This is a genomic window from Sphingomonas sp. PAMC 26621 (assembly GCF_000251145.1).
GTDB lineage: Bacteria > Pseudomonadota > Alphaproteobacteria > Sphingomonadales > Sphingomonadaceae > Sphingomonas.
This window is the reverse complement of sequence record NZ_AIDW01000003.1, coordinates 189158-202072: the sequence shown is the minus strand read 5'-3', so window position 1 is coordinate 202072 and position 12915 is coordinate 189158. Positions and strand designations below refer to the sequence as shown.

The window sequence follows — 12915 nt, the reverse complement described above, 5'->3', positions numbered from 1 at the left end:
GGGTCGCCCCCGTTAGTCCGCGGACGCCATTCCCTGCTTCCGCGCGCCCACGATCATCTTCCTCGCGATCCCGCGCACGGCTTCGTCGTCCTGCGTCCCGTCGCTCGCCGGATCGCCGAGGTGATCGAGGCTGCCTTCGAGATACTCGAGCAGCCCCGGATGCTTGTCCTCGACATATTCCATCAGCTTGAACAGCAGATGCTCGGTGGCGATCTCGCGCTGGCGGACCTGGACTGTGGTGTCGTCGCTCATCATTGCCTCCCGTGTTACCGCTCGACCGACTTGGTCAGCATCGGCGTCTGCTGATGCTGGACGACGCGCCACACGTCATGCTCGAGCCGGCGGATCACCGAGGTGCAATGCGCCGCATACGCCTCGTCGCCGCGCTGCGCGTGGACGTGATAGCCGATCACGATCAGCCCTTCCTGCGGGCGCGACACCGTGCGTTCGGTAAGTTCGGCGCTGTCCCACACCGGCGTATCCGCGACCGCGTCGATCGCCGCGCTGCCCTGCAGCACGAACGGCGGGCGCGGCAGGACCATCACCACGTCCGCGTCGACCTTTTCGCGGTAATTGTCAGGACCTTCGGTCCAGAGGCTTTCCTCGAAGCTCCACAGCCGTGCGTCTTCCATCATCATTCTCCCGAGTGTCAGGGGAGGAAGGCCGGACGGCGCAAATCGTTCCGTATCAAGGGCTACGTCCGCCCGGTCGGGCATCGTCGCGTCGTGCTGTCGGATCGTGCGGTCGTTGTATCGGCTGCCTCTCCTGTCTCCTCGTTGGCGATCCCCAACGAAGGATCCGGTTTCGACAGGATGAAACCGTACGACCCGGGAACCGGCCGGTCAGCCGACGTTCGCCCACTGCAGGATCGACCGGGTCAGCGCCTCCGCCACCGGCTCGCCCCGGCCGGGGCCGAGGATGACGAATTCGATCTCGGGCAACGCTGGGAGCAGGGTATCCGCCGCAACCCGCGCGAGTCCGGCGGGAAGCAGCCGCAGCGAATGCGGCATGATCCCGACCCCGGCGCGCGCGGCGGCGGTGAGGCCGCTGAGGCTCGCGCTGGTGAAGGCGACGCGCCACGGCCGCCGCGCCGCATCCAGCGTCGCGATCGCCATCGCACGCGTGACGCTCGGCGGGGGATAGAGCAGCAACGGCAGCGGCGCGGTCGCGTCGAGCGCGTAATCGGCGCGCGAGACCCAGGCGACCTGTTCGCGCCATGCGGTCACCCCGCGCGGATCGCCTGCGCGGCGTTTGGCGAGGACGATGTCGAGCTGCCCCGCGTCGAACGCGTCGTAGAGCGTCTGGCTCAACCCCGCCGTCACCAGCAGATCGACTTCGGGATGCCGCCGCGCAAAGCTCGCGAGCACATCGGGCAGCGCGGACAGGACGAAATCCTCCGACGCGCCAAATCGCAACCGACCGCGCAGCGGAACGCCCGTCAGATGCCGGTCGAGCGCGTCATACGCCTCGAGAATCTTCCGCGCGGGATCGAGGAAGCTCTCCCCCGCGACCGTCAGCGCGACCCGGTGCGTATCGCGCGCGAGCAGCCGCCGCCCCGCCAACGCCTCCAGGCGTTTGATCTGCTGGCTGACCGTCGACTGCCCGGTCCCGAGCGTCCGCGCGGCGGCGGTGAAGGTGCCGGTCTCGACCACCGTGACGAACGCGCGCAGCAGTTCCGGGCTGATCCGATCCATGGTCATCAGGTTGCATGATGACTGTTATCCTGTCCATCACGATTGTGGATGGCGGATGCGACGCGTATTTCGGAGGCGGACAACAGGACGATATCCATGACCACGCTGCGCGCGCTGATCGGCCGTTTGCCGATCGACCCCTATCTGCTGCTGCTGATCACGACGGTCGCGCTCGCCTTCGTGTTTCCCGCGCGCGGCGCGGCGCAGCCGATCGCCGAGGGGAGCGTCACGATCGCGGTCGGGCTGTTGTTCTTCCTGTATGGCGCGCGACTGTCGCCGGGGGCGGTGTGGGCGGGGATCACGCACTGGCGGCTGCAGTCGCTGGTGTTCGCGAGCACCTTCCTGATCTTCCCGGTGATCGGGCTTGGTGCTTATTGGGCGACGCGCGGCTGGTTGCCCGAGGATATCGCGGTCGGCCTGCTGTACCTGTGCCTGCTGCCGTCGACAGTCCAGTCGTCGATCGCCTTCACGTCGATCGCGCGCGGGAATGTCCCCGCGGCGCTGTGCAGCGCGTCGGTTTCCAACCTGCTTGGCGTCGTACTGACGCCGTTGCTCGTCGCCTTGCTGCTGCGCTCGGTCGGGGGCGGGGTGTCGCTCCACGCGATCGAGGGGATCGCGCTGCAGATCCTGCTGCCGTTCGTCGCCGGACAGGTGGCGCGTCCGGTGATCGGCGCGTGGCTGGTCGCGCATCGCACTTTAACCTCGGTGGTCGATCGCGGGTCGATCCTGCTGGTCGTCTATGCCGCGTTCAGCGCCGGGGTAGTGGCGGGGGTGTGGAGCAGCCTGTCGCCGGGCGATCTCGGGATCGTGCTGGGAATCGATCTGGTGATCCTCGCGGTCATCCTGGCGATCACGACGCTGCTCAGCCGCTGGCTCGGCTTCTCGAAGGCGGACGAGATCGCGATCGTGTTCTGCGGGTCGAAGAAGAGCATGGCGGGCGGAATCCCGATGGCGACGATCCTGTTCGCGGGCCATTCGGTCAGCCTGATCGTGCTGCCGCTGATGCTGTTTCACCAGGCGCAACTGTTCGTCTGCGCGACGCTCGCGCGGCGTTATGCGCGGCGGGATGAAGATGCGGCGAGGGCGGCGGTGCTGGTCTAACCCCCCCACCGTTCGTTTCGAGCGAAGTCGAGAAACCTGCGCCGTGCCCGGTTTCTCGACTTCGCTCGAAACGAACGGGAGGGATGGAGGAAGCGGTCCGAGCCTACCCCAGCAGCAACCCCGCCAGCGCCGCCGACATCAGATTAGCCAGACTCCCCGCCGCCAGCGCACGCAGGCCGAGCTTGGCGATCATCGGCCGCTGGTTGGGGGCGAGGCTCCCGGCCGATGCCATCTGGATCGCGATCGAAGAAAAATTGGCGAAGCCGCACAGCGCAAACGTCACCACCGCAGTGGTGTGCGGCGACAGGGTCTTCATCTTGCCGAGGTCGATGAACGCGACGAATTCGTTGAGCACGATCTTCTGCCCGAACAATTCGCCCGCCGCGCGCGCCTCGGTCCACGGGATGTCGAGCAGGAACATGACCGGCGCGAAGACGAAGCCGAGCATCCCCTGGAAACTGAGGTCGGGATAGCCGAACCACCCGCCGATCCCGCCGAGGATCCCGTTCGCGAGCGCGACCAGCCCGACGAACGCGAGCACCATCGCGCCGACCGCAACCGCGATCCGCACGCCGGTCTGCGCGCCGTTGGCGGCGGCCATGATGATGTTGGCGGCGCGTTCTTCCTCGAGCGCCTTTTCGGCGACGTGGAGCACCGCTTCCTCGGGATCGTCGCCGAGCGCGAGCTCGCCCGCGGGCGCGGTGGTCTCGTCGGGCATGATGATCTTTGCCATCAGCAACCCGCCCGGCGCGGACATGAACGACGCGGCGAGCAGATACGGCAGCGCACCCTGGCCGAGGAAGGTCGCGTAGGCGAGCAGGATCGTCCCCGCGACCCCCGACATGCCGACCGTCATCACCGCGAACAGTTGCGGCGGGGTCAGCCCGGCGAGATACGGGCGGATCACCAGCGGCGATTCGCTTTGCCCGACAAAGATGTTGGCGGCGGCGCACAGCGCTTCCACCTTGGACACGCCGATCACCTTCTCGATCGCGCCGCCGACCCAGCGGATCACGAACTGCATGATCCCGAGGTGATAGAGGATCGACACGAGCGCCGCGAAGAAGATGATGACGGGCAAAGCCGAAAAGGCGAATGCGGTGCCGAACGTCGGGTCACTCGCCAGCCCGCCGAAGATCGTCGTGGTCCCCGCCTTGGCATAGCCGAGCAGGTTCCACACGCCGCGCGACATGCCCTCGATGACGGTACGGCCGATCGCGCTGTGGAGCACGAGGATCGCGATCGCCACCTGCAGCGCGAAGGCGGCCCCCACGACACGGAGACGGATCGCGCGGCGATTGGTCGACAACAGGACGGCGAGCCCCAGGATCACGACGATGCCCAGGATGCCGATCGGAAATTTGTCCACGTATTCCCCGCAGTTTCGCGCGCACTCCCCAAATTTCGGCGCGCTACCGGGGGGGGACCATACACGCAGACGCGGATAGGGCTAGGGGGCGAGGGAGAAAGTGGCGGGTGGGTTCCGACCGCACGCGGTTTCTACAAACCCCCGTCATCCTGAACTCGTTTCAGGATCCAGCCCGCCGAGAGTCAGGATCGGGCCCGTTGCACGGTGGATGCTGAAACAAGTTCAGCATGACGGCAGCTATTTTGAACGCGGGGGGCTGCCCGAGAAGCGATTCCCTTTCCGCACACGATCCGCTAGCGTCGCCCGCGATGACGACACCTGCTCCCGCGATCTCGCGCTCGCTTTTCGCCTTTTCGATCTTCTACGGCGGCATGGTCTGCATCGCGGGGGTGCTCGGCAACAAGCAGGTCTCGCTCGGGCCGATCTCGCTGCTCGGGCCGCTCGTCGGGATCGGGCCGCTTGCGGTCGAATCCGGGATCTTCGCGTTCCTGCTGCTCGTCGTCGTGTCGAGCGCGGTGGCGGAACTCCACGGGCGGACGGTCGCCAACCGGCTGGTGCAGATCGGGTTCGTGCCGCTGATCGCGTCGATCCTGCTGTCGATCGCGGTGCTCGCCGCCCCCGCCGCACCCGCGATGGAGCCCGCGCGGCGCGATGCGTTCGCGCTGATGATGGGCGGCACGCCGCGGATCTGGCTCGGCGGGATCGTCGCCTACGGAATTTCGCAGACGCTCAACGTCACGATCTTCAGCTGGCTCAAGCGCAACGAGAAGGGCGGGCTGTTGTGGCTGCGCGCGGGGATCTCGAGCATCCTCAGCCAGATCGTCGACACGCTGCTGTTCGTGACGATCGCGTTTTATGGCGTGTTCCCGATCGGGTCGCTGCTCGCCGGGCAGATGCTCGCGAAGGTGACGCTGTCGGCGGTGCTGGTGCCGCCGCTGATCTATCTGGTGGTTGGGATCGGGCGGCGGCTGGATCGCGGGTGACTTAAGCGATAAGGCGCGGGCATGACCGATCATTCCCCCGCCCCAGCCTTGCTCGCCAAGGCCGAAACGCTGGTCGAGGCGCTGCCCTACATGCAGCGGTACGCCGGCAAGACCTTCGTCGTGAAATATGGCGGGCACGCGATGGGCGACCCCGAAGCCGCGCGCGATTTCGCCGAGGACGTCGTGCTGATGAAGGCGGTCGGGATCAACCCGGTCGTCGTCCACGGCGGCGGGCCGCAGATCGGCGCGATGCTCAAGCGATTGGGCGTTGAATCGCGCTTCGTCGATGGCCTGCGGGTGACCGATGCGGAAACCGCGCGGATTGCCGAAATGGTGCTCGCAGGCTCGATCAACAAGGAAATCGTCGGCTGGATCGGGCAGGCGGGTGGCCGCGCGGTCGGGATTTCGGGCAAGGATTCGAACTTCGTCACCGCGGTCAAGGTCGGGCGCGAGACGCCCGATACGCTGCAGGGGATCGAGCGGCACGTCGATCTCGGGTTCGTCGGCACGCCGGTGGGCGTGGATCGGCGAATCATCGATACGCTGTCCGAGGCCGGCATCATCCCGGTGGTCGCGCCGATCGCGATCGGCACCGACGGCCATACCTATAACATCAACGCCGACACGATGGCGGGCGCGATCGCCGCCGCCTTGGGCGCGGAGCGGCTGTTCATGCTGACCGACGTGGTCGGCGTGCTCGACAAGGACAAGGAGCTCGTCACCGATCTCGATCCGGCGGGCGTCGCCCGGCTGCGCGCCGACGGGACGATCTCGGGCGGGATGATCCCCAAGCTCGAGACGTGCGTCCATGCGGTGGAAAGCGGCGTCGGCGCGGCGGTCATCCTCGACGGGCGCGTGCCGCATGCGATGCTGCTGGAGATCTTCACCGATCGCGGGGCGGGGACGCTGGTCCGGCGCTGAGCGATCCGGACTTTTTTGTCTGCCGTCACCCTGAACGCGTTTCAGGGTCCACCGTGCCGCGAGTCCCGTCCGCGCCCGTTGCGCGGTGGATGCTGAAACGAGTTCAGCATGACGACGGGGGCGGGGCGGGGGTGGGCGCGGGATGGGTCCGCGCGCACCTTCGAAACGATGCGGCGCCGTCGCAAGACGCTAAGGGGGTGTTCGCATTTGCGAGATACCGCTAGGATCGCACAGCTCAACGCCCGGAGACGCCATTTTGCATACGATCATCCAGATATTGCAGGTCCTGATCAGCGCGATCACGACGATCGTGCTGATTCAGGTGGTCCTGTCGCTGCTCGTCTCGTTCAACATCATCAACACGCATAACGAGCTGGTGCGGTCGATCTACAACGGGCTCGAGCGCGGGACCGAGCCGCTGTACCGCCCGTTCCGCCGGATCCTTCCCGATTTCGGTCAGATCGACCTCGCGCCGTTCGCGCTGTTGCTGACGCTCAAGATCATCAGCATCGTGCTCAACAATTACGACGCGCATCTGCTCGTCGGCGCGCCGCTCTGAGCCGGAGCTGACCGCATGACCGCTACGATCATCGACGGCAAGGCGTTCGCCGCCGGCCTGCGCACGCGCATCGCCGCGCAGGTCGCGACCTTTACCGAGGCCGCCGGTCGCGCGCCCGGGCTCGCGGTCGTGCTGGTCGGCGAGGATCCCGCGTCCGCGGTCTATGTCCGCAACAAGGGCAAGGCGACGCAGGGCGCGGGGATGATCAGCGTCGAGCATCGCCTCGCGGCCGACGTCGCGCAGGACGAACTCCTCGCGTTGGTCGACACGCTCAACGCCGATCCCGCGATCGACGGGATCCTCGTCCAGCTCCCGCTTCCCGGCCATATCGACGAGCGCGCGGTGACGACGCGGATCGACCCCGACAAGGACGTCGACGGTTTCCACCCGGTCAATGCCGGGCGGCTCGCGACCGGGATCGCAGGCTTCGTGCCGTGCACTCCGCTCGGCTGCGTGATGCTGCTCAAGGACACGCTCGGCGACCTGACCGGGCTCGACGCGGTGGTGATCGGCCGGTCGAACATCGTCGGCAAGCCGATGGCGCAATTGCTGATCGCCGAAAGTTGCACCGTCACCGTCGCGCATTCGCGCACGCGCGACCTGTCGAGCGTGGTCAAGCGCGCGGACATCGTGATCGCGGCGGTCGGACGGCCCGAGATGGTCAAGGGCGACTGGCTTAAGCCGGGCGCGACCGTGATCGACGTCGGGATCAACCGGACCGAGGCGGGGCTCGTCGGCGACGTCGATTTCGCGGGCGCGATGAGCGTCGCGGGCGCGGTGACGCCCGTGCCGGGCGGAGTCGGCCCGATGACGATCGCGTGCCTGCTGCGCAACACGCTCGTGTCGGCGGCAGGGCGCGAAGGCGTGGTGCTCGACGAGGCGGCCCTGTGATCGCCGCCCGGATGGCGGTCGGCGCATGATCGAACTCTTCATCTCCTCGCTCATCACCTTCTTCGTGGTGATCGATCCGCCCGGCTGCGCGCCGATCTATGCCGGGCTGACCGCGGGTGCCTCGCCCGCGCATTCGCGCGCGATGGCGGTCCGCGCGGTGATGGTCGCGGCGGGAATCCTGCTGGTGTTCGCGCTGTTCGGCGAGGCGTTGCTGCGCGGGCTGGGGATCAGCCTTTCCTCGTTCCGGATCGCGGGCGGGATCATGCTGTTCCTGATCGCGCTCGAAATGGTGTTCGAGAAACGCACCGAACGCCGCGAGGACCGCGCCGCCAAGGTCGCGAACGACCCCGAGGTCGAGGACGTGTCGATCTTCCCGATGGCGATGCCGATGATCGCGGGGCCGGGGTCGATCGCCTCGGTCATGCTGCTGATGGGCCGCAACGAAGGGCTTGAGCGTTCGGCCGTCGTGCTGGCGGCGCTGGTGACGATCCTGCTGCTGACGCTGGTCGCGTTGCTCGCGGCGGGGCCGATCATGCGCGTGCTCGGCGCGAAGATCGAGGCGGTGATCACGCGTCTGCTCGGCGTGCTGCTCGCGGCACTGGCGGTGCAGTTCGTGATCGACGGGGTGCGGGTGAGTCTGGCCTGAACGGTCACGTCTGACGGAACGGCCTAGTTCGTAGCGCCCCCGCCTTCGGTTCCCAGAGTTCGATCTTGGTCCCGTCCGGATCGACGATCCATGCGAACTTGCCGCTCGCATCGCTGTCGTCGCGCTTGAGGATGGCAACGCCCTTCGCCTTCAGGCGATCAATAAATGCCGAAAGATCATCGACGGCAAAGTTGAGCATGAAGTCGCGTCTGGATGGCGCCATGTAGTCCGATGTGTCCTTGAAAACATTCAGGATCAGCGCCGGCGGATGGTTTGGTGCGTCATAGGGGAGCATTGCCCCGCCCCAGGATTCGATCGAGAGGCCAAGGACATCGCGATACCAGGCCATGAGCGCCTGCGGGTCCTTGCTCTTGACGAAAACCCCACCGACGCCGGTGATCTTTCCCCCTGATGGTTCTGCGGCAAGCGACATGGGCGTCAGCACCGCCCAGGCGGCAACGAGGCACGACAACCTGCGACGACTCGGCACGGCATAAGCTCCCCCCGATGCTTCGTTGGGCGGAGGCTATCCGTAGGATGGCGGCACCACAAGCGGGTGCCGCTGCCGACCGTCCCTTACTCCGGCTTGATCCGCCACAACCGCAGCGGCGACCCGCGCGGCAGGTCGATCGGCTCGAGCCAGTCGAACGTCTTGCGATGCGCGAGCTGCGCATAGAAACCGTTCGGCGAACGGACGCGGTAGATCGTCGATTCGGACAGGTTCGGGCACACCAGCAGCAGCGTCGCGCCATGCCGCTTCGCGGTCGCGCGGAAATTCTCGGGCGTGCCCGAGAAGGCGTGCTGCACGTCGAGGATCGCATCGCCGTTGCGGTGATACGGCCCCGCGATCGCGCTGTGATGCGTCAGCGTGATCAGCCGCGGCCCGAGATCGACGAAAGTGAACACGGTCTGCGCCGGAATCCGGTCGAGCGGCGACAGCGCCGTCATCGTCGGGCAGCGCGCACCCGCACGGTCGACCACCTGGACTCGCTTGGTCGGCCGGTCGGGCGGCGTGTAGCGCAGGTTGAGCCCGCTCCAGCGCAGGTCGAGCGGAGTCATCACCGGCCCGGTGAACGACCCCGAGGCAAGGATCACCACCCCCGCCGTCCCCAGCACGCGCACGACACTGCTGCGGCTCCCCAGCGTCATCGGCACGAGCAGCCAGATCAGCGCCGCCGACCCCGGCACCGACAGCATCTGCGCCGCCGGCCCTGCGCGGATCTGCCACAGCAGCATCAGCGCGGCGAAGGCGACGAACAACAGGACCGGGGCCCACAGTCCGCCCCGCGCGGTCCCGCGCGCACGCCACGTCGCGAGCATCGCGCCGAGCACGCCGATCATCGGCAGCACCGCAATGACGAACGCGGTGCGGAACGGGTGCTCGTAGATCGGCTTGGCTTCGCGGACGTTGTTGAGCCAGGTCTTCGCAAGCTCGGGCGAAACCTGTTCCGGCCGCCCGAGGCACTGCGGGAACACCAGCGCGAAGCCGACGACGACCACCCCGCCCGCCGCCAGCGCGAGCGCAAGGCGGACCCAGCGGTTGGCGGGGTTGGCCCAGGCCATCGCAAACAGCAGCGCGCCACCCACCACCATTACGCTCAGCCACACCGGCGTCAGCGCATCGCAGCGCAACACGCTGTTGGCATAAGAAGCGAACAGCGCATAACCGATCGCGCAGCCGCCGCCGAGGCTCAGCGCATAGACGCTGAGGCGTTGCGCCTCGGTCCGATCCCACACCCAGCGCAACGCGAGGATCACCCCCGCCATCGCGGCATAGGGCAGCATCTCGAGCCCGATCGCGAGCGACACCGCGCTCGCCAGCCCGACGATCGCGCCGCCGCGCGCCGCGCGCGGGTCGCACAGGCCTGCGACGGTCAGGCTCAGCATCGCGAGCTGCCAGCCGTGATGGTCGATCCGTTCGGGCATGAACATCGGCATCGTCGCGGGGCAGACGATCAGCAGCCCGATCGCGACCGGCCACGCGCGCGGGTCGATCAGCCGCCGCACCGTCGCACCGAGCCCGAGGATCACGATGCTCAGCGGCAGCAGCGGCGCGATCCCGCACGCCAGCATTTCCGCCTCGCGCACCCCGACGAACGGGCGCAGCAGCACGATCAGTCCGGCGAGCGGAAGATCGACGATCCGGCTCCAGTGCATGTCGAAGCCGAGCGGCGGGTTCATGCGATATTGCCGCAGGTCGTACCAGCCCTGCCCGCCGAGCCAGGCGCGCACCTGCATCAGGCGCATGTTGTCGTCTGTATCGCCGAGCTGGAGGAAATGGATCCCGGTCCAGCGGTTGATGACGTAGTACAGCGCGATCAGGCCCCAGGCGATCAGGCTCCAGCGAACCCAGTCGCGCTCCAGCGTGCGCGTCAGCGAACCGTCATTCATCCAAAACGCTTTCCTAGAACGAGAACGCCCTCTAGTGCGGCAGGCGTAAAGGGCAAGCGAACGTGACAGCACTCAACCGACAGTTTCAAAGCCTCCGCGACAGCGGGATGCTCGGGCAGATCATCCGCTTCGGCATTGCCGGGGGGCTGTCCACGATCGTCTACGCCGCGGTGTACCTACCGCTGACGCATTATGTGTTCGAGCCGGCGCACGCGGTCTACGCGGTGCCGTTCGCCTTTGCGGTCGCGGTGCTGGTCGGCTTCCCGCTGCACAGCTACTGGAGCTTCAAGGGGCACGGCACGCGCGACAACAGCGGCAAGCAGCACGGCAAGTTCGTCGCAGTGCAGGCGTTCGGGCTGGTGCTCAACGCGCTGATCACCTGGATCGTCACCGGCTGGTTCCACCAGCCGACCTGGGTCCCGTTGCTGTTCGCGGTGTCGGTCGTGCCACTCGCGACCTTCGCGCTCAACCGTGCCTGGGTGTTCGGCTGATGGACCGCATCGTCTACGACCGGATGGCGGCGCATGACTCGACGCATTGGTGGTATCGCGCGCGGCGCGACATCCTCGCCGACTATCTGACGCGCGAGGGCGGTCTGCCGAAGGACGCGCGGATCCTCGAGATCGGTTGCGGCACCGGGCACAATCTCCCGATGCTCGCGGCGTTCGGCTCGGTCGAGGCGATCGAGATCGACCCCGCCGCGCGCGAAATCGCGTCCGAACGGCTGGGGCGCCCGATCAGCGCCGCACCGCTGCCGACACTCCCGGGGATCGAGCGCGGCGCGTATGACCTGATCGCGGTGCTCGACGTGGTCGAGCATATCGAGGACGACGTGGCGGCACTGCGCGCGATGGCGGCGTGCCTCAAGCCCGGCGGCAAGATCCTCGTTACCGTGCCTGCGCACCGCTGGATGTGGAGCGCGCACGACGTGGTGAACCATCACCACCGGCGCTATTCCAAGGCGACGCTCGCCAAGGCGATCAGCGATGCCGGGTTGCGCTCGAACGGGTTGCGCTATTTCAATTCGCTGCTGTTCCCGCTCGCCGCTGCCGCGCGCGTCGCGGGGCGGATGACCGGACGCGACGACAGCGACGATTCACCCCCTCCGCCCGCGCTCAACCGGCTGTTCGAGACGATCTTCCGGTTCGAGCGTCACCTGGTCGGCAGGGTGCCGCTGTCGCCGGGGGTCTCGATCGTCACGTTGCTGTCGCCCGCGGGCTCCTCCGCGCGATAACCGAGCGTCGCGCGGCCCTGGATCGGGCCGACGACGTCGCCGACGATGTACAGCGGGCGGCGCTTCGATTCGACGTAGAGCCGCCCGAGATATTCGCCGATCATCCCGAGCACGAACATCTGGAACGCGCCGAGCAGGACGACGACGAGCATCGTCGAGGTCCAGCCCGCCACCGCGCTGCCGCTGAAGAAGCCGACCGCGATATAGAGGAACAGCAGCAGCGACGCGCCCGTCAGCGCGAGCCCGAGATGGCTCGCGAAGCGCAAGGGCGCGGTCGAGAAGCCGGTGACCGCGTCGAATGCGAGCCGGATCATCTTGCTCAAGGGGTAATTGGTCTCGCCCGCATGCCGCTCGGCACGGTCATAGGGGAAGGGGACCTGCTTGAACCCGACCCACGCGACCATCCCGCGAATGAAGCGCGCCTGCTCGGGCATCGACAGGAACGCATCGAGCGCGCGCCGGCTCATCAGCCGGAAATCGCCGGTGTCGAGCGGAATCGCGGTGTCGGTCACGCGGTCGAGCAGGCGGTAGAACGCTGCGGCGGTCGCCTTCTTGAACAGCGTCTCGCCCTCGCGCTTGCGGCGCACCGCATAGACGACGTCCGCGCCTTGCGACGCCATTGCCGCGCGCATGTCGGTCAACAGCTCGGGCGGATCCTGCAGGTCGGCATCGATGATCAGGATCTGCGCGCCGCTGCACAGGTCGAGCCCGGCGGTCAGCGCGAGCTGGTGCCCGTGGTTGCGCGACAGGTTGATCACCACCAGCCGCGGGTCGGCGGCGGCGAGGCGCTGCATCACCGGCCAGCTGTCGTCGCGCGAGCCATCGTTGATCAGCAGGATCTCGTAATCGTCCCCCACCGCCGCGCGTGCCGCGCCGGAGACGCGCGCGTGGAGCACGTCGAGACACGCCGCTTCGTTGTAGCAGGGGATAACGACGGACAGCGCGGGCGTGGTCGGGGAAACGGGACGGGTCATGCGCGCCGGTCTAGAAGTGTTTGGGTTTGAGTGGAAGCGGGCGGTTTGATGCTTCCCCGGACGCGCGCGATAGACTCCGCTTCCCTTCCTTCGCGCTTCGTCTCCTACGCGCTTCGTCTCCTACGCGCTTCGTCTCCTACGCACTTCGTCTC

15 protein-coding genes are annotated in these 12915 nt (G+C 67.4%); 8 read left to right on the top strand and 7 right to left on the bottom strand.

The annotated features are described in order from the left end of the window. Positions 1 to 12: 12 nt before the first annotated feature. From RI03_RS01035 to RI03_RS01025, 3 genes are all read right to left on the bottom strand, one after another. Positions 13 to 252 (bottom strand): hypothetical protein, encoded by a 240-nt coding sequence (locus RI03_RS01035; RefSeq protein WP_037514534.1) that lies wholly within the window; start codon positions 250 to 252, stop codon positions 13 to 15. 14 nt (positions 253 to 266) lie between these two features. After that, on the bottom strand, positions 267 to 638 hold the full coding sequence (locus RI03_RS01030; protein WP_010214585.1) for a DUF4440 domain-containing protein: 372 nt from the start codon (positions 636 to 638) through the stop codon (positions 267 to 269). A 204-nt stretch (positions 639 to 842) separates the two neighbouring features. Beyond that, positions 843 to 1700, bottom strand: coding sequence for a LysR substrate-binding domain-containing protein (locus tag RI03_RS01025; protein WP_010214584.1), 858 nt, complete (start codon positions 1698 to 1700; stop codon positions 843 to 845). A gap of 90 nt (positions 1701 to 1790) precedes the next feature. Here RI03_RS01025 and RI03_RS01020 point away from each other — a divergent pair, with 90 nt between their 5' ends. Next, complete coding sequence (locus tag RI03_RS01020; RefSeq protein WP_037514552.1) at positions 1791 to 2795, top strand: bile acid:sodium symporter family protein; 1005 nt, start codon at positions 1791 to 1793, stop codon at positions 2793 to 2795. Positions 2796 to 2898: 103 nt separating this feature from the next. Here the strand turns inward: RI03_RS01020 and RI03_RS01015 are convergent, their stop codons facing one another. Beyond that, positions 2899 to 4164 carry a NupC/NupG family nucleoside CNT transporter gene (locus RI03_RS01015; RefSeq protein WP_010214582.1) on the bottom strand — a complete coding sequence of 422 codons (1266 nt, stop codon included), beginning with the start codon at positions 4162 to 4164 and terminating at the stop codon, positions 2899 to 2901. 308 nt (positions 4165 to 4472) lie between these two features. Here RI03_RS01015 and RI03_RS01010 point away from each other — a divergent pair, with 308 nt between their 5' ends. From RI03_RS01010 to RI03_RS00990, 5 genes are all read left to right on the top strand, one after another. Further along, positions 4473 to 5147, top strand: a complete 675-nt coding sequence (locus RI03_RS01010; protein WP_010161480.1) for a queuosine precursor transporter — start codon at positions 4473 to 4475, stop codon at positions 5145 to 5147. A gap of 21 nt (positions 5148 to 5168) precedes the next feature. Continuing rightward, entirely contained in the window at positions 5169 to 6068 is a 900-nt protein-coding gene (gene argB / locus RI03_RS01005) for an acetylglutamate kinase (protein WP_010161481.1), read from the top strand. Positions 6069 to 6324: 256 nt separating this feature from the next. Next, a complete protein-coding gene (locus RI03_RS01000) occupies positions 6325 to 6627 on the top strand; it encodes a YggT family protein (protein WP_010161482.1) in 303 nt (100 codons plus the stop codon). 15 nt (positions 6628 to 6642) lie between these two features. Beyond that, positions 6643 to 7518: a bifunctional methylenetetrahydrofolate dehydrogenase/methenyltetrahydrofolate cyclohydrolase FolD gene (folD, locus tag RI03_RS00995; RefSeq protein ID WP_010214581.1), complete on the top strand. Its 876-nt coding sequence runs from the start codon at positions 6643 to 6645 to the stop codon at positions 7516 to 7518. A 25-nt stretch (positions 7519 to 7543) separates the two neighbouring features. Continuing rightward, a complete protein-coding gene (locus tag RI03_RS00990; protein WP_010161484.1) occupies positions 7544 to 8164 on the top strand; it encodes a MarC family protein in 621 nt (206 codons plus the stop codon). A 4-nt stretch (positions 8165 to 8168) separates the two neighbouring features. Here RI03_RS00990 and RI03_RS00985 read toward each other — a convergent pair whose 3' ends face one another. Together RI03_RS00985 and RI03_RS00980 are read right to left on the bottom strand one after the other, a co-directional pair. Continuing rightward, entirely contained in the window at positions 8169 to 8654 is a 486-nt protein-coding gene (locus tag RI03_RS00985) for a VOC family protein (protein WP_238542181.1), read from the bottom strand. A gap of 86 nt (positions 8655 to 8740) precedes the next feature. Continuing rightward, positions 8741 to 10555: a hypothetical protein gene (locus tag RI03_RS00980; protein WP_010214579.1), complete on the bottom strand. Its 1815-nt coding sequence runs from the start codon at positions 10553 to 10555 to the stop codon at positions 8741 to 8743. Between the two features lie 107 nt (positions 10556 to 10662). Here RI03_RS00980 and RI03_RS00975 point away from each other — a divergent pair, with 107 nt between their 5' ends. Continuing rightward, a complete protein-coding gene (locus tag RI03_RS00975) occupies positions 10663 to 11046 on the top strand; it encodes a GtrA family protein (protein WP_010214576.1) in 384 nt (127 codons plus the stop codon). After that, positions 11046 to 11789 (top strand): class I SAM-dependent methyltransferase, encoded by a 744-nt coding sequence (locus RI03_RS00970; RefSeq protein ID WP_010214575.1) that lies wholly within the window; start codon positions 11046 to 11048, stop codon positions 11787 to 11789. Before RI03_RS00975 ends, RI03_RS00970 begins: the two co-directional genes overlap by 1 nt. Here the strand turns inward: RI03_RS00970 and RI03_RS00965 are convergent. Next, positions 11708 to 12763, bottom strand: a complete 1056-nt coding sequence (locus RI03_RS00965) for a glycosyltransferase family 2 protein (protein WP_010214574.1) — start codon at positions 12761 to 12763, stop codon at positions 11708 to 11710. The genes RI03_RS00970 and RI03_RS00965 overlap by 82 nt on opposite strands. Positions 12764 to 12915 lie beyond the last annotated feature (152 nt).